The sequence below is a fragment of the Spiroplasma endosymbiont of Cantharis lateralis genome (genome assembly GCF_964030855.1).
Taxonomy (GTDB): domain Bacteria; phylum Bacillota_I; class Bacilli_A; order Mycoplasmatales; family Mycoplasmataceae; genus Spiroplasma_A.
The window spans coordinates 529,185-546,649 of sequence record NZ_CAXIQF010000008.1 but is presented as its reverse complement, the minus strand read 5'-3'; the positions used below and the strand labels follow the sequence as shown (position 1 = coordinate 546,649).

Below are 17,465 nucleotides of genomic sequence, written 5' to 3'. Positions count from 1 at the left end.
AATTAATTCAAAACTCGCTTTTTAGTATCAATTTTAAGTAAGATTTTATCAATAGCTGAATTAATATCATTGTTATAAAAAATTACACTAATTTCTTCTCCAGTTAAAGAATCACTATAAGTATACATATATTTATCAATTGATGTTTTATTTACATCACCATTGACTCTAGCATTTGAAAGAGCTGCTTTTAAAGCCATTTCCTGAGAAGCATAATAAATGTAACTATTAGTTTTTATATCTTTTAATTTATAAACTAAATACCTTCCATCGGAAATAATTGAATCATAAGACTTTTTAACATTATTTCATGACTCTATCTCTTTTTTATGTGTCATTTTTGACTGTAATGAGATTGTACTTTTTAATGCCCTAATTGCTTCTTCTTCTGAATTTCCACTCTCTATTGATTGACCAAAAACATCATAAGCAATATATCTTTTTTTAAGACTCAGGTTACTTTGTAAAAATTGCTTTTCTCTGGCTTCTTCATAACTATCTGCAAGTAATTTACCATCTGGACTAGATAAATCTGGTGTTGAACCATATGAATATTTTAAAACAGTATTAAATTTTCCTTGTAATTGTAGAAAATTATCTAATTGTTCTCTTGTTGCATAAAAATCAGGTTTTAATTGATATTTATTTTCTCCATCCACTATTACTGGATTTTTTAATATATCATTTTTCACAATTAATCAATCATAATAACTTTGAATTAATGAGAAACTTGTTCCTTTAGCATAATTTATATCATACATTAAATCCTTATAGACACTGCCATCAATATTTTTTATATAATTCTCATTTAAAATATCAGCATAATCTACATATTTATTATCATTTCCTCTAAAATTTGTTAAATTTTTTTGAAAATATTCTTCGAATCAAGCATCATACATAAAAGTTTTATCCTCTCTAGTAGATTCTTGAATTGAGTATCTTTGATTTAAATTACCTAAAGATTCAATTAATTGACCTTTACTTGAATCATAATAAGTGTTTATTTTAGAGATTGTTTTATCTTCATAATTATAATTATCAAAACTGGGCTTATTAAAGCCTCCCCCCTTGCTTCATTTAGGAACTAATTTAATAGTTGCATTATATATTTTATTATCATTTGGTTTTTTTAATCTAAAGTTTCTATATCAATACTCTCTTCCAATACCTAAAGATCCTTCACTGTCTTTTGATCATTTTGAAGCGCTTTTAAAATCTTGAATCATTTGAGTTTTAGAATTATATTTATCTGCAAAAATTATTGATGGTTGTTGCCCCTTATAATAAATATTTTGTTTTTCACCTTCAAAAGATATTCTTATCTCATTTTTTTCTTTGATTGTAAACTGAAGTGAATTAACATATTCCATTTTAGAAATGTCATAATAATAACTATCCAAGAAATTTTCCTTAAGCTCTCTTTTCATTTTTTTATAAAGTATTTCTTTATTTCCATATTCAACAATTGGTTGTAATAAACTTTGGCCTTCTAAATTAGTAGTTTTATTTACAAAATAACCTTCTTCAAAGTTTTTCAAAAGATTATTAATATCTTTTATATTAAAGGCATTATAATATTTATTATTATATTGATAATAAAGAGATTTATTAATTTTCATATTATTTTTTTGATTTATTTTTGCTTCTTCTGGAGAGTCAAATCATTCTTCTTGATCATAACTATATTTTTGCCTTACAAGCCCACCATGAGTATAGGTTTCTAAAGCAGCATCACTTGTTTTTGCAATATTTCCAAAGGCATCTCTATAAACTGGAGCAAATTTATCCATGTCTATATCATAAATTTTATTTTCATCTAAAGTCATATGCTCATAATCTTTAATTATTTTACTAGGATTAGAAGATGTAAATTCACTTTCCACTATAGAATTAGATAAAATATATTCATTTAAAGATTCTTGACTTGTAAAAATTTTGTTATCATATTCACTATAAATTTGATTCCCTAAATAGACTTTATTTTCTTCAATATCTTTTCTTAAGAAATTTACTAGTTCTTCCTTATTTGATGTGCTATTTTCAAAATTTGTAATACCAGCAACTGAAGCTGCTGAAAAATTAGTTATAGCGCAAGCTGTTAAAATGTATTTTAGCATTTTGTTTTTTACCCCTTTCCATTAAATCATTTTTTTCATAAACGATTTCTATTTGTTTATCAACTCATTGTTCTAAACTTTTCTCATTTAAAAATTCAATTCCCTTAAATGTATAAGTTTTTTCTTCTCTGTTTGATGTGTAAACTTCGTAATTTACTTTTTTATCTAAATAGTTTAAAGCTTCTAAATACGATCTAAAGTATTTTTTTTGACCATAGAAATTCATTTCATAAATACTGAATTCATAACCATCATTTTCTTTTAAATCATAATAGTAACTACTTGTGATTAAATCTGTATTCATAATTGATTTAGATTCAATAACTTGATTATTTCTAATGAAGTCTTGTATCTCTTTTTTTGATTCCTTTATAACTTTATTATTATTCATTTCATAACTATAAACTTCTTTATAATTAGAAAAATCATCTGCTTTTCGTTCTAATTCCTGAATAGCCATTTGTTTTGATTCATATCCACCACCAAAGCCATCCAGATAATATTCTTTTCCATTTTCCTTATAATATTTATTAAATAAACTTCTAATATATTTTTCTTTTTCTTCTGCCAATCTTTTTTCATAATCATAACTTGATATACATCCATTTGAAGAAGAATTTCCTTGACATATGCTTGGAAGATTTAAGATATAATTATTATCTTTACTAATAACTGATGTCAGTAGCTGTTTTGTTTCAAGATAATTTTCTGGTTTTTTATAAATTGAGTATTTTAAATCTTCAATAGCCTTATTCTTATCTTTATAATATTGACCATTAAATTCATATAGTTCCTTAATTTCTTTTCCATCTCTTGAAGGAGAAAAATATTTTAAAGGTGCATCATTCAAAGTATGAATATTTTGATCTTTTACTTTACCAAAGGATATATTTGATAAAGGTATTTTAAATGTTGGTTCAAAATAAAAAAGGGACTGATTACTATCTAATTTTGCTTCATATGTTTTTAAACTTACAAAACTAAACATTTGACCTAAATTTCAAGCCGCTGAAACTAGCTGAGCAAGAGCTAATGGAGAAAATCTAAATCTAGATTCTGAAAGATTTAGTCCCATGGCCTTAATAAATTCTTCATTATTATCAACTAAAGCATTAGTTATCATATCTGTATTACCTTTTGTGTTTTGTTGAAAATTTTGATCACTTTTATTTTGGATTTTTTGTAAATCCTTTATACTATCTTTTGCTTGCTTAATTGCTCCAGTAATATCTCCCATTGTATTCATAACATTATTGACTCCTCTAAAAATGCTCTCTGATATATCTCATAAGAGTTTTTTAGTTCCCCCATCATTAAAGAAATTTGAAGTATTTAAAAATAAGCTATAAATATCATCAAATGAGATACTTTCATCCAACAATATATTTGCACCATCTTCATTATCATTAACATCAATAAAATTATTCATAAATTCTTTTTGAGAGTTTAAAATTTCTACAATAATTTCTTTTAAAATTTTTTCAAGTTCTTTTGAATCTATTTTAAGATTATATACTTTTGTTAAATTTAAAAATCTTTTAAAAGAGACTAATAACCTATAAAAGTCACTAAATTCATTATCTTTTACTTCTGCTAAACCATAAGATAAATCCTCTTGCAAATTAGGAGAAATTAGATCATAAAAATAATAATTAAAATCATTTAACAATGTTGCATTTAAATTTAAACTATCAAATGTATTCTCTAAATAATTGGACATGTTATAGTCACTTCCAATTGGATCCTTTATTAAAGAATCTAATACAATAGTCGTAATTCCCGCAAAAACTCATCCCATTATCGGTAACATTAGTGCATTAATATCGTAAGATTTAATTGACTTAAATTCTGCCACCGTCGAAACATTTTCATTACTTTCAAAATATTTTGGACCTACAAAATAACTTAGACTACTTTTACTATGTTGTGTAACTCAATAAGAGGATTTATCTGCATTTATTACTGGTTGAACATTTTTATCAACTATTTCATTATCCAAATCTCTCATTGCATCTAAAAATTCTATATAATTTAGGTTTGAAAAATCTTTTCCCTGATATTCAAATCCTTTTGAGATATTATTTCTTAATCAAAAATTAATCTGTTCTTCTGTTTGACAAATTCCACCTTGTTCATAACAAATAGATTTTGATTCGTTATGCTCTAAGTTTTTCAATTTAACATTTAAATAATGTTCTCTAGCACTAAAAATATTATCATATTGTTGACCATCAATTTCATAATTTAATTTAAAATTATTCGTATAAGTTTCTTGTGCATCTTTCTTCGAATAATATGTTAAATCATTATTTCCTTTATAAACTGTTTTAATACTATCATTATTACTTGTTTTAACTAATCCAGATAACTCTCCTGAATTATTAATTAGATAATTATTAGGATTTCTTTTAGTTGTGGCATCCCTTAACTGGAATTTATTTTCAATGTATATGTCTAACTCCTCTTTGTTATTAAATATCTCATCATCAAATATGTATACATTATTTTCAAAAGAATAGTCATTTTCAAAAGATTTTAATTTTGAATAGTCATATATTTCCTCTTTTGAATTAAAATACTTATTATCAAATTTAAAATAAATTGCTTGTTCTAAATTATTTTTTAAAATTAATGGTAAAGATATACTCAATGATATTGAAGATATTAAACCTGATAATGAACCCAATAATAAAATTTTTTTTAATTTAGTTTTTTTTGCATTACCAAATATTTTATCAACAAGTTTTTTTATGCTACTTTCTTATTTTTTCATTTTCTATTTTATTCCTTTCAAAATTATAATATTTAAAAAATGAAAAAATTCAATATTTTTTTATACTTTTTTAGCTAAACATAATTTTTAGCTTAGTTTAAAGCAAATTGTGGTAAGGCTTTTACATATAAATCACTTATTTTTTAAAGTAATACTATTACAAGAATCAATAATCTTCTAACTTTAGTATGATAAAATTCTATTTTTATCTTTATGGAAATTTTTGGTCTCATTTTAATTGCTATTTCAATTATTGAAAATATTAATTGTATTTCTGAATAGGAACTATTAAATAATTATTTAGATGCTTAATATTTTTTAAATATAAAAGTCTAATATTTGAGGTGATCCTCTTTTTTATTTTTAAAAATTTTTTCAACTAATTACTTCTGCTGAGTAATTGAGACTGCTTATTTCTAACTACTAAGAAATCTTAAAATCACTAAAATTTAATTTTGGTAAACTCTAGTATTTAAATAATTTTTATAACTGATTAACTTATCTAAGTTATTTTGATAAATTTATTAATTAAAATATGCAGATGCTACTTTATTTTTTTGAATTAATTGATAATTTCATGCAGCAATTTTATATACATCTTCTAGTTTCATATTTTTATTTGTGCAGTGCGAACTTTGTTTTTTATAATTATTTCTCCAAGTTGATTCTGCGTTTAAAATTTTTTTTACTACATTTAAATTTTTATGTATATTCCTTTTATTTTTCTGTTTAGACTTAGAGTTAAAATACTTTTTTATTAAGCTTCATTTAGTTAAATAGTAGTTTATTCTTATTTCCAATTTTTTTACATGTAACTTATAGTTATTTTGAATAAAAGCATTAGTTTTAAACTTCTGATATTTTTTAAGTTTTTTTGTATGCATAGTAATATAATCTTACTTAAGTGTTGTATTTTAACATATTCTTTTTATAAGATAACTCTTTTAATTAATCTTAGCTGCTCTTGTTTAATAAAATTTAATAACAGTCTTTCATGAATCCTGTATTTATTAATTATAAAGGGGATGTTAATTGTTAATTTCTAGATACATAATAGTTTATTGAAACTAAAAAAATCAATATTTTTTATTTTTTGTAGATAATAAGCAAAGATGTCCCAAAATACAAGATTTATCTAATAAATAGATCTTGTATTTTTTCTTTTTCTATCAAAAAATATCAGTTAATTGTTTTCCAAGGAGAATTAATTTTGGGTATTTTAGTAGCTTCAAATCCCTCATTAGATAGTGTTTTCATACTGCCATGTAAACTCTGATTCTTAACTTAAATAAGATTGTAAATGTTATTTCCAATTAATGCATAATACTTTTTATTTATGGTTTCAATAGCCATTACTTTTAGGTTTGGTTTAAAGTAAATTGGAGTAAAGCCGTTAAAAATAAATCACTTAGATTTTTTGAAACTAATACTATCAGCATTATCAATTATTCTTTCACTTCGATACGATAAAACAATATATTCATCTTAATCAAATTTTCCAGTTACTGATTCTAATTGGTCTAAAACTATTGAATAATCTTGATTATATTTCTGAATAAAATGAGATAAATAGTTATTTAATTGCTCAATTTTTTTAAATCTAAGAATCTAATTATTTGATGTAATCCTATTTGTAATGTTCCAAAAGTTTTTTCCACTAATGCTTTTTACTGAGGGACTGACCTTCTTTTTATATTTCCTCCTAAAGAGTGAAAAATAAATTGTAATTGTGTATTTGAAACACTATTACCAAAATGATCACGATTATTTTTACTGCTAAAAACATTTTGATTGTCACTAATATTTAATTTTGGTAAACCATAATTTTTAAAGTCTTTTTTATAGATATTATAATAACTTTCAGTAGTTTCTTGCTCACTGAAATAACCTGCCAAAATTATTTTACTAGCTTTATCAATTACAATATGCAAATGACATTTTAAATTATTAATTTAATGATGATTTTAGTCATCAATTTTATAGATTTCTCCAAATTTTACAATTTTCCTTTGCCTAGGATGTGGTTTACTTGTTATAATTGAATTTGAAAGATACTCTAGTTCAAATTTTCTTGGTTAGTTTACTTTAAATTCCTAAAAATATTTTTTTGTTTTTCTGTTAAGAGTCCCCAATTAAAATATTCTCTTCTATTAATATGTAACTAATTGAAGAGTAACTTATTTTCCTTTTTTAATTTAGTTCTCAATAATCTTTAATACTAAAGTCATAATATTTAGTTTGAAATAATAGTTGAGTTTTATTTATTGGTATTTTTATGAATAAAAGCTTTTGCTCCAGTCTTTTGATATTCTTTAAGTTTTCATATTGTATGTCTAACACTATGACCAAATTTATAGGTTGTATTTTTAATAGATTTTTTTTCTTAAATCTAACTTTTTTAATTAATATTAGTTGTTCTTGTTTCATGGTATTTAATAGTATCCTTTCATAAAATCTCCATTTATTGATTATAAATGAGGATAAAGTTACTTGTTAATATGTAGGGAAATAATCACTTATTACTCATAAATAAAGGAAATCAATATTTTTTTGTAGATAATAAGCGATTATGTCTCAAAATACAAGATTTATCTAATAAATAGATCTTGTATTTTTTCTTTTTCTATCAAAAAAATATCAGTTAGTTGCTTTTCAAGGAGATTCAATTTTGGGTATTTTGGTAGTTTCAAATTCTTTATCAGATAGTGTTTTCATACTTCCATGTAAACGTTCATCTTCAACTTGAATAAGATTGTAAATGTCATTTCCAATTAATGCATAATACTTTTTATTTACAGTTTCCATAACCATTACTTTTAACTTTGGCTTAAAGTAAATTGGAGTAAAGCCCTTACATATAAATCACTTATTTTTTTTAAAACTAATACTATGACCATTATCAATAATTCTTTCACTTCGATAAGAGAAAACAATATCTTCATCTTGATCAAATTCTCTAGTTACTGATTCTAATTGGTCTAAAGGGATTGAAAAATCTTGATTGTATTCTTGAATAAGATGAGGTAAATAATTATTTAACTGATCAATATTTTTTAAATTTAAGAGTCTAATTATTTGAGGTCATCTTCTTTGCAATGTTCCAAAAGTTCTTTCAACTAATGCTTTTTCTTGGGGGATTGAAGTTGTTTTTGTATTTACTCCAAGAGAGTGAAAAATAAATTGTAATTGTGTATTTGAAACGCTATCACCAAAGTGATCACGATTATTTTTACTACTAAAAACATTTCTATTATCACTAACATTTAATTTTGGTAAACCGTAATGTTTAAAGGTTTTTTTATAGATATTGTAATAGCTTTCAGTAGTTTCTTGTTCACTGAAATAGCCTGCCAAAATCCTTTTACTAGCTTTATCAATTACAATATGCAAATGACATTTTAAGTTTTTAATCCATTGATGATTTGAAGCATCAGTTTCATAGATTTCTCCAAACTTTACAATTTTCTTTTGAGTAGGATGGGGTTTGCTTGTTATAATTGATTTTGAAAGATACTCGCTTGTTAAATTTTCTTGGTTTGCTGCCTTTAAATTTTTACGAATATCTTTTTTTGTTTTTCTGTTAAGAGTATCAATTAAAATATTTTCTTCTATTAATATGTGTCTAATTGCAGAATAGCTTATTTTGCTTTTTCAATTTCTTTCTCAATAATGTTTAATACTAAAGTCATAATATTTAGTTTGAAATAATTCAATTATTTCATCTTTAAATAACTGTGAAATTTTATTTATAGGTATTTTATTGGTATTTTTATGAATAAAAGATTTTGCTCCAATCTCTTGATATTCTTTAAGTTTTCTTCTTGTGTGTCTAACACTATAACCTAATTTATAGGCTGTATTTTTAATAGATTCTTTTCTTAAAGATAAGTCTTTAATTAATCTTAGTTGTTCTTGTTTCATGGTATTTAATATTAGTCCTTTCATAAAACCTCCATTTATTGATTATAAAGGAGGACAAAGTCGCTTGTTAATATGTAGGGACATAATCGCTTATTACTCATACTCATAAATAAAGGAAATCAATATTTTTTATAAAAAATATTGATTTTATTGTAAAATTTAAAAAGAGGTGAATTATGAAAAAACTATTATTAACATTATCTTCTATATCATTAACAGTTATGCCCAGTTTAAATATAATTAGTTGTAGCACTACTAAAGATGATGAAGACTACTTTATACCAACTGAGCAACCTAAAAGTATTGAAGAAATTGAAAAGAGTGTAAAAACTGCAGTAAGTAAGTCTGACAATTTCAAGACTAATTTTGATAAAGAATGAAGTGAATATAAAATAAAAATTGACTATGAAAGTATGACAGAGGAAGAACAAGAGAGTGAGTGAATGAATTATAATCTTAACTCTATTAACACACAAAAGGATAGTATTTTTAGATTTTGAAAATTAGTATATGCTTATAAGGTATTCCAATTTAATGAAAACTATTCAGAGGAACTTGAAATAGATAATGGAAGAAAAATTATTTTTTCAGCAGTAAGTAAAGATGAATTTATAAGACTTTCAGATTTTTTTTTAAATGATAAATACTCAAACAATAAAACAAAAGTTCATCTAAAAAAAATGTATGATTGAGCAATACAAGATAACCCAAATGTAACTGAATAATCTTTTAAAATTTATAAATTATTTAAAAAGAAAAATAGAAAACCTTATGTGATTTGTATAAGATTTTCTATTTTTTATTTTTCAATTAATGATGGTTGTGTCATTTCCTTTGGAGTTTCTACTCCAAGAATTTCACATATTGTTGTTGCTACATCAGCAATTGCAGCATCTTTTTTTCTAATTTTAATTGATTTGTCTGTTATTATAATTGGTACTGGCTGACTTGTATGTTTTTTGTTAGGTCCACCTTCTTTATCAATCATAATTTCAGCATTACCATGATCAGCTGTAATAATCATTGTAGAACCATTTTTTTCACATGCTTGATAAACTCTTTCTAATTGTTTATCTAAAGTTTTTACACCTTTAATTGCTGCTTGTAAATCACCTGTGTGCCCAACCATATCACAGTTAGCATAGTTTAAAACAATTAAGTCAAACTCTTGTGACTCTATTCTTTCAACTAATCTATCAGTAATTTCAACTGCAGACATTTCTGGTTTTAAATCATACGTTGCAACTTTAGGTGAAGCAATTAAATCTATTGAAGCACCTTTAAGTTTTATTTCCTCTTGTGTTGCTAAACCATTTTTAAAATAATCTTTTCCTCCATCAAAAAAGAAAGTAACATGAGCTATCTTTTCAGTTTCAGCAATTCTTAATTGCTTATAACCCTTTTTACTTAATCATTCTCCTAAACCATTGATTACCTCAATTGATTTAAAAGCAATATGATTTGATTTAACTGAATCTGAATATTCCATCATACATAAGAAATATATTTGATCACCTAAGAAAGTTAAATTTTTAAAGTTTGGATCACTTCACGCTTCATAATTTTTATTTGTAAATGTACTTGCCATTTGAATTGCTCTATCTGGTCTAAAGTTTATAAAAACTACTGTATCACTTTTTTTTATAAAACCATTTTCACAAGTTTTATTATAAGCTGGTAAGATACCTTCATCATCTTTTCCTAAATCATATTGAGACTGAATATATTTTGCAGGATCTGTAAATGAGTTTTCACAATTTCTATCTACTAATGATTTATACCCCTCTGCAACTCTTTCCATTCTTTTATCTCTATCCATTGAAAAGAATCTTCCTGAAATTGAACCCACTTGTCCAACTTTATACTCTTTAAATAAAGCATTTAATTGCTCTAAGTAATTTAAAGCCACAGTTGGTTTTGTATCTCTTCCATCTGTAAATAAATGAATATAAATTTCTTTAACTCCTGCCTTTGCAGCAGCTTTAAAAGTTGCAAACATATGATTCATATGTGAATGAACTCCACCATCAGAAAATAACCCCATTATATGAAAAGCACTATTTTTATCTAATGAGTTTCTAATCGCCTTTTGAATTTCATCATTTGAGTCAAATTTATTATCACTAATTGCTTTATTAATTAGTGATAATGATTCATACTTAATTCTTCCCGCTCCTAAGTGAATATGACCTACTTCAGAATTCCCCATTTGTCCTTCTGGAAGTCCAACTCATTCACCACTTGCGTGAGAACTTGCTCACGGATATTGCTTTTTAAGACTTTCTACAAACTCCATGTTTGCTTGAAAAACAGCATTACCTTTTTGTTCTTCTGCAATTCCTCATCCATCTAATATTGCCAATACTACTGGTTTTTTTGTTTTCATTTTTACTCTCCTAGTATATATTTTTTTATTGCTTTGGCCACAGCACCTTCTAAATTTGTATATTTAGATACTTCAGTTGCCTTTGCTTTAATTTCATCATGTGCATTTGCAGGAGCGATTGATAATCCTGCAAATTCAAACATTGGAACATCATTTGCACCATCACCCATTGCCAAGATTTCTTCTTTTTTAATAGAAAACTTTTTAGATAGAAATTCTAATGCATATTTTTTATTAATACCTTTTTTAGTAACTTCTCCTGCTAATGAACCCTCTGTTCAAGAAACCTCTAAACCAATTTCTCTTAATTTTTCAACATACTTTTTATTAGTATTCATTGTCAAGATTTTATGACAATCTAACATTTCCATAGTTGAATTATAAACTACAGGTTCATAGTCAAAAAAATGAGTTTCATGTTTTAAAACTTTTCCTTTTTCAATTGGCATATTAATATAACTCAATTTATCATTTACAGTATATGCTCAAAGTTCTATTTCGCTAAAGTCTTTGTCAGTTTTTAAAATTTCAAAAGCTTTAAGAGCTGTTTTTTTATCAATTGGATTTGCATCTATTGCTTTATTTTCTTTTAAATCATAAATTAATGCTCCATTAAAGGCAGCAAAAATAGCTCCATCATTTTTAAAATTAAATAACTCTAATCTATTTAATTTTGTGTGAATTGGTCTTCCAGTTACAAAAACCACTTTTATATTTTTTTCAATGGCTTGATTAATTGGTTCAACATTTTCCATTACAATATCATCTAAAGATTTAAAAGTGGTACCATCCATATCTAAAGCTAAAATTTTATAATTCATATTTATAAATTAACCTTTGTAATTTACTAATCCTAGATAAGAATCTTCAATTAATGATGCACCACCAACTAGTGCTCCATCTATATCTGCTTGCTCTAAAATTTCTTTAATATTTTCTGGTTTAACACTTCCACCATATTGAATTAAAATTTCATCTGCAACTTCTTGGTTATAAAGTCCCTTTATAATATCTCTTATTTCTTTACAAACATTTTGAGCTATTTGTGGAGTTGCAACTTTTCCAGTTCCAATTGCTCAAATTGGTTCATAAGCAATAACTACTTTTTTAGCATCTTGAGCTGATATTCCTGCAAATCCCTTAGTAATTTGATTTTTAACTCATTCAATTGTTTTACCACTTTCATAAGTTTTCAAACTTTCTCCGCAACATAAAATTGCAGTTATATTTGCTGCTAATAAGCTTTTTGCTTTATTATTTATCATTTCATCAGTTTCACCAAAAAGATCTCTTCTTTCTGAGTGACCAATAACTGCATATTTAATACCTAAATCCTGCAACATTGGAACTGATATTTCACCAGTAAATGCTCCTTCTTTTTCAAAGTAACAATTTTGAGCTGCAATTGCTATATTCTTAGCAACTTTTTGTACATCGCTTAGCATAATTGAAGGCACAGCTATACCTGCAATAATATTTTTATCTACTTTAACTTTTGAATCCACAGCTTTAATAAATTTAATTGCTTGTGAGTTTGTTTTGAACATTTTTCAGTTTCCTATAATAATTTTTTTTCTCATTTTTATATGCTCCTCTAATGATTACACTATAATTTTACACCATATTATAATGTTGCAAATTAATTAAAATAAAAAAACCCCTTAAGAGTTAACTTATTTTAATAACCTAGCAGCTTCATTGTCAATTACTACTGTTACATCTTTGTGATTTAACAAAATTGAACAAGGTCAATCTTTTGATATTGGCCCCTCTACTAAGTTTTTAACAGCTTCTGCTTTTGCTGATCCTGTTGCAATTAAAATAATTTTTTTTGCATTCATAATTGATTTCAAACCCATTGATATTGCCTGAGTTGGTACATCATTTTCATTTTCAAAAAATCTTGAATTTGCTTCAATAGTAGATTTTGTTAATTTAACTATTGAAGTTAACCCCTCAAAATCACTTCCTGGCTCATTAAAGCCAACATGACCATTAATACCTAAACCTAAAAGCTGTAAATCAATTCCACCCTTTTGAGAAATCAATTCATCATATTTTTGTGCTTCATTATTAGTTTCAATCATTCCACTTGGTACAAAAGTATTTTTTTGATCAATGTTAATATGATCGAAAAGTTTATTGTTCATAAAGTATCTATAAGATTGACTATGTTGTGAACTTAATCCTTTATATTCATCCAAATTAAAAGTTGTAACTTTACTTCAATCAATATTTAGTTCTTTTGATTTAACAATAATATTTTCATAGGTTGTAATAGGTGAACTTCCTGTTGCTAAACCTAGAACAATTTTAGAATTAGACTTAACTTCATTTAATATTAAATCACTTACAATTTTACCTGCTTCATTGTTATCACTAATTTTTATAATTTTCATAAGTATCCTTCTCCTCTTATATTCATATATTAACTAATTTTTGAAATTAATTTATTTCAAAAATCAAAATAATTATATAACCCTTCTGTGGCTTCTAATTTAAGACCTAATCTTGGAATCATTCTTTGTAATAATACATAGGTAAGCAATCTATTTTTTCCTCTAAATAAGTACTTTTTATTTTTAATAGAAATTATGACCCCAAATGTTTCAATCGAAACATCTAAAATTGAAGAAAATTCAATTGTTTTAAGAACATTTTGATTACTATCAGTTAGAAAAATATTTTGATTTGAAAAATAACAATCATAAGTTCCCATTAATTGAATCTTTTTTTCAGCAACTTCTGGATTATAGTTGTGGATATTTACACTAGTTTGAATTAAATTTATTCTTTCTTTCTTTTCTAGTTGAAATCTAACTGGAAATTGTTTTAGGGGCCTTCAAGAGTTAAAAACCAATTCTTCCATATCTCTAATAAATCTTTCTTCTTTAGAATTTAAAGTTAGTTCTAATTTTTTTATATTTCTTTTTAGTTTCCCAATAAAACCTTCTGAAAGTTTAAAGTTGGCATTTATTCACCTTCAAAGAATTCAATGTTTAAAATAAGTAAATGTATTTTTATCATTTATTTTCTTTTCAACTCTTTTAATATATCACTTTGATTTTCTAGAAAGATTATTCTCATCAAAATACTTAATAAAACCTGATCTTTTTAGATAATAGCTTATATCTCCATTTACTCTTAAAAACATTTTCTACCACCTTTTATTTAAAAAATTATTTATACTCATTTTTATTTTAAAGAAATTATTCCAATTCTTTTAAAATTGCTACATTATTCATATATTATTATAATGTAAAAAGATTAAGGAGCAAAACAAATGAAAACTATAGTAATTGGAACTAATCATGCTGGAACAACAGCAGTTAGAACTTTAAGAAGATTAGATAAAAACATGGAAATTACAACTTATGATCAAAATGATAACATATCATTTTTAGGTTGTGGAATCGCTTTATGAGTTAGAGGAGAAGTAAAAGACCCAAATGGTTTATTTTATGCTTCACCTGAAATTCTAGAAAGTGAAAACATAAATGTTAAAATGCAACATCAATGAATTGGATTGGATGCAAAGAAAAAAACAATTAGAGTAAAAAACTTAAAAACAGGAGAAGAATTTGATGATAATTACGACAAATTAGTAATAGCATCAGGTACATGACCAATATTCCCTCCAATTGAAGGAATTGATTTAGAAGGTGTTCAAATTTGTAAGAATTTCCACCATGCCAAAGTTATTAAGGCTGCTAATGATAATCCTGCAATTAAAAAAGTTGCTGTTGTTGGAGCTGGATACATTGGAGTTGAATTAGTAGATGCTTTTGTTGCAAACAAGAAAAAAGTATCATTAATCGATATTGCAGATAGAATTATGCCAGTTTATTATGATAGTGAATTTACTGGATTAGTAGAAGAAACAATGAAGGAAAAAGGAGTTAATTTAGCTCTTGGACAAAAAGTTGTTAAATTTGAAGGAAAAAACGGAAAAGTAACTAAAGTTATTACAGACAAAGGTGAAATTGCAGTTGATTATGTAGTATTCTCTGTTGGAGTTATTCCTCAAACACAATTATTAAAAGGTGTAATTGATCTTGATGAAAGAGGAGCAATTAAAACAAACGAATTTATGCAATCTTCTAACAAAGATATTTATGCAGTTGGTGACTGTGCTCAAGTTTACAACTGTTCAATGAAAAAAGATACTCAAATCGCATTAGCAACTACTGCTGTAAGAACTGGTATCTTAGCTGCTGCTAACATTATCAAAGGAAATAAATTGAAAAGTCCAGGATTCACTGGAGCAAATGGAATTGAAGTATTTGGATGAAAAATGGCTTCAGTTGGTATTTCTATGGAAGCATGTAAACGCTTTGGGCTTGATGTAGAAGAAGTTATGTTTAAAGATTCTGATAGACCTGAATTTATGTCAACTTATAAAGACGTATGAATTAAAATTATTTGAGAGAAAAAATCAAGAAGAATTATTGGGGCACAAGTTGCTTCTGTAAATAACCATACAGAAGTTATGTATATGTTTGCTTTAGGAATTCAAAAAGGACTTACAATTGATGAATTACCATTAGTTGATATCTTCTTCTTGCCTCACTTTAATAAACCATATAACTTTATAACATTAGCTAGTTTAGAAGTTTTAGGATTAAATTATTTCAAAAAATAATTTATAAATAGTAAAAAAAATGGAATTTAAATTCCATTTTTTTTACTTCTATTTTAATCCTATAACTATACCATTTTGCAAATCAATATCTTTTGAGTTTGGATTTTTATTTAGTCCAGGCATACTCATAACATTATTGGTATAAACGAGAATAAATTTAGCTCCACTATTTACAATTACATCCTCAACAATAATTTTATAATTTTTTAGTTTACCATCATTTCCATCAATTGAATTTGCTGATTTAACCATACATACTGGAAGATTTTTATATACTGTTTTATTAATAAATTTTATTTTTTCTTGAGCTTTTTTGCTAATTTCAAAGTCATTCAAATAATAAAAGCTATTAATTATTTTCTTTATTTTCTCTTCAATCTTTTCTTTCTCTTTAATTAAGTTTTTAAAATTTTGTTTGATATCACAAATTTCAACTACTTTTTTAGCCAAGGCTTCAGCACCTGCTGCTCCTTTAATATAAGCTTCATTCATTTCTCATAAATAGTTATTATCATCTAATCAACTTTTTAATTGCTCTAATTGCTCTAAACTATCATTTTCAATAAAGTTTATTGCAACAATTAAATTTAAATTATATTGGCTAACATGCTTTAAGTGTTTCTCTAAATGATCAAAATTATTTTCAAAATCTTTATGTAAATTTAGTGCTCTTAAAGTCACAACCATTACTGTACAATCTGGAATTAAATCATTATCTTGATTTACCACATTGATGTACTTTTCAAATCCTAAATCACTACCAAACCCCGATTCAACAATGCAATAATCTCCTAAGTTTAATGCTAAATTTGTTGAAATAATTGAGTTTGTTCCTGTAGCAATATTTGCAAATGGACCACAATGAATTAAGGCTGGAGTATCATATTTTGTTAAAACTAAATTTGGTTTAATTGCATTTTTTAAAATAGCCATTAAAGATCCTGTAATTTTTAATTGCTTTAAAAATATCTCTTTTCCTTTTAAATCATAGGCAATTAGAGAATTATCTAATCTAATTCTTAAATCTTCTAAACTTTTAGATAAGCTTAAAATTGTCATCATATTACTTGCTGCAGTTATTGTAAATTGTTCTTTTCTAGAGACTTTACTACTTATTTTAATATCAACATTTCTTAGAGCTCTATCGTTTAAATCCAAACATCTTTTTCATATAACTTGATTTGGATCAATTTTAATATCACTATTTCAATAAATTTCAGAGTCAATTTGTGCTGAGATTAAATTATTAGCTGTAGTAATAGCGTGAATATCTCCAGTAAAGTGCAAGTTAATTTCATCCATTGGAATAACTTCACTTTCTCCTCCACCAGTCGCAGTCCCTTTTCTACCAAATACTGGTCCTAAACTAGGTTCTCTAAGAGCTAAAATTACATTTTTACCAATATGATTCATTCCATCAGCTAAACCAATTGCAGTAGTTGTTTTACCTTCTCCTGCTGGAGTAGGATTTATTGAAGTCATTAATATTAACTTACCCTTTTTATTATTCATATATTTTTCATAGTTAATTTTTACAATATTTTTGCCATAAAAATCAAAATCTTTTTGATCAATTTTTAGCTTATTTAATACTTTTAAGATTTTTTCCATTATAATCACCTT

The 17,465-nt window shown here is 25.3% G+C and carries 14 protein-coding genes; 2 read left to right on the top strand and 12 right to left on the bottom strand.

Annotated features, from left to right (window positions below; all coding sequences use genetic code 4):
* Positions 1 to 2 precede the first annotated feature (2 nt).
* The 6 genes from AAHM99_RS04815 to AAHM99_RS04790 all read right to left on the bottom strand — a co-directional run bounded on the left by AAHM99_RS04815 (position 3) and on the right by AAHM99_RS04790 (position 8,838).
* Positions 3 to 2,120, bottom strand: coding sequence for a hypothetical protein (locus AAHM99_RS04815; protein ID WP_342275545.1), 2,118 nt, complete (start codon positions 2,118 to 2,120; stop codon positions 3 to 5).
* A complete protein-coding gene (locus AAHM99_RS04810; RefSeq protein ID WP_342275544.1) occupies positions 2,083 to 4,806 on the bottom strand; it encodes a hypothetical protein in 2,724 nt (907 codons plus the stop codon). Before AAHM99_RS04810 ends, AAHM99_RS04815 begins: the two co-directional genes overlap by 38 nt.
* A gap of 611 nt (positions 4,807 to 5,417) precedes the next feature.
* Positions 5,418 to 5,777: a hypothetical protein gene (locus AAHM99_RS04805; protein WP_342275543.1), complete on the bottom strand. Its 360-nt coding sequence runs from the start codon at positions 5,775 to 5,777 to the stop codon at positions 5,418 to 5,420.
* Between the two features lie 247 nt (positions 5,778 to 6,024).
* On the bottom strand, positions 6,025 to 6,150 hold the full coding sequence (locus AAHM99_RS04800) for a hypothetical protein (RefSeq protein WP_342275542.1): 126 nt from the start codon (positions 6,148 to 6,150) through the stop codon (positions 6,025 to 6,027).
* A gap of 410 nt (positions 6,151 to 6,560) precedes the next feature.
* Positions 6,561 to 6,824, bottom strand: coding sequence for a hypothetical protein (locus tag AAHM99_RS04795; RefSeq protein ID WP_342275541.1), 264 nt, complete (start codon positions 6,822 to 6,824; stop codon positions 6,561 to 6,563).
* Positions 6,825 to 7,485: 661 nt separating this feature from the next.
* Positions 7,486 to 8,838 carry a hypothetical protein gene (locus AAHM99_RS04790; protein WP_342275384.1) on the bottom strand — a complete coding sequence of 451 codons (1,353 nt, stop codon included), beginning with the start codon at positions 8,836 to 8,838 and terminating at the stop codon, positions 7,486 to 7,488.
* Between the two features lie 152 nt (positions 8,839 to 8,990).
* On the opposite strand from AAHM99_RS04790, the gene AAHM99_RS04785 reads away from it, so the two are divergent.
* Positions 8,991 to 9,539: a hypothetical protein gene (locus tag AAHM99_RS04785; RefSeq protein WP_342275540.1), complete on the top strand. Its 549-nt coding sequence runs from the start codon at positions 8,991 to 8,993 to the stop codon at positions 9,537 to 9,539.
* A gap of 74 nt (positions 9,540 to 9,613) precedes the next feature.
* On the opposite strand, the gene gpmI is transcribed toward AAHM99_RS04785, so the two are convergent.
* From gpmI to AAHM99_RS04760, 5 genes are all read right to left on the bottom strand, one after another.
* Positions 9,614 to 11,200 (bottom strand): 2,3-bisphosphoglycerate-independent phosphoglycerate mutase, encoded by a 1,587-nt coding sequence (gene gpmI, locus AAHM99_RS04780; RefSeq protein ID WP_342275539.1) that lies wholly within the window; start codon positions 11,198 to 11,200, stop codon positions 9,614 to 9,616.
* A gap of 2 nt (positions 11,201 to 11,202) precedes the next feature.
* Positions 11,203 to 12,021: a Cof-type HAD-IIB family hydrolase gene (locus AAHM99_RS04775; RefSeq protein ID WP_342275538.1), complete on the bottom strand. Its 819-nt coding sequence runs from the start codon at positions 12,019 to 12,021 to the stop codon at positions 11,203 to 11,205.
* 9 nt (positions 12,022 to 12,030) lie between these two features.
* Positions 12,031 to 12,780: a triose-phosphate isomerase gene (gene tpiA / locus AAHM99_RS04770; RefSeq protein ID WP_342275537.1), complete on the bottom strand. Its 750-nt coding sequence runs from the start codon at positions 12,778 to 12,780 to the stop codon at positions 12,031 to 12,033.
* Between the two features lie 93 nt (positions 12,781 to 12,873).
* Positions 12,874 to 13,599 (bottom strand): glucosamine-6-phosphate deaminase, encoded by a 726-nt coding sequence (nagB, locus tag AAHM99_RS04765; protein WP_342275536.1) that lies wholly within the window; start codon positions 13,597 to 13,599, stop codon positions 12,874 to 12,876.
* 29 nt (positions 13,600 to 13,628) lie between these two features.
* Positions 13,629 to 14,354 (bottom strand): hypothetical protein, encoded by a 726-nt coding sequence (locus AAHM99_RS04760; RefSeq protein WP_342275535.1) that lies wholly within the window; start codon positions 14,352 to 14,354, stop codon positions 13,629 to 13,631.
* A 129-nt stretch (positions 14,355 to 14,483) separates the two neighbouring features.
* Here AAHM99_RS04760 and AAHM99_RS04755 point away from each other — a divergent pair, with 129 nt between their 5' ends.
* Positions 14,484 to 15,842: an FAD-dependent oxidoreductase gene (locus AAHM99_RS04755; RefSeq protein ID WP_342275534.1), complete on the top strand. Its 1,359-nt coding sequence runs from the start codon at positions 14,484 to 14,486 to the stop codon at positions 15,840 to 15,842.
* 48 nt (positions 15,843 to 15,890) lie between these two features.
* Here AAHM99_RS04755 and AAHM99_RS04750 read toward each other — a convergent pair whose 3' ends face one another.
* Positions 15,891 to 17,453, bottom strand: coding sequence for a formate--tetrahydrofolate ligase (locus AAHM99_RS04750; RefSeq protein ID WP_342275533.1), 1,563 nt, complete (start codon positions 17,451 to 17,453; stop codon positions 15,891 to 15,893).
* Between the last annotated feature and the right edge of the window lie 12 nt (positions 17,454 to 17,465).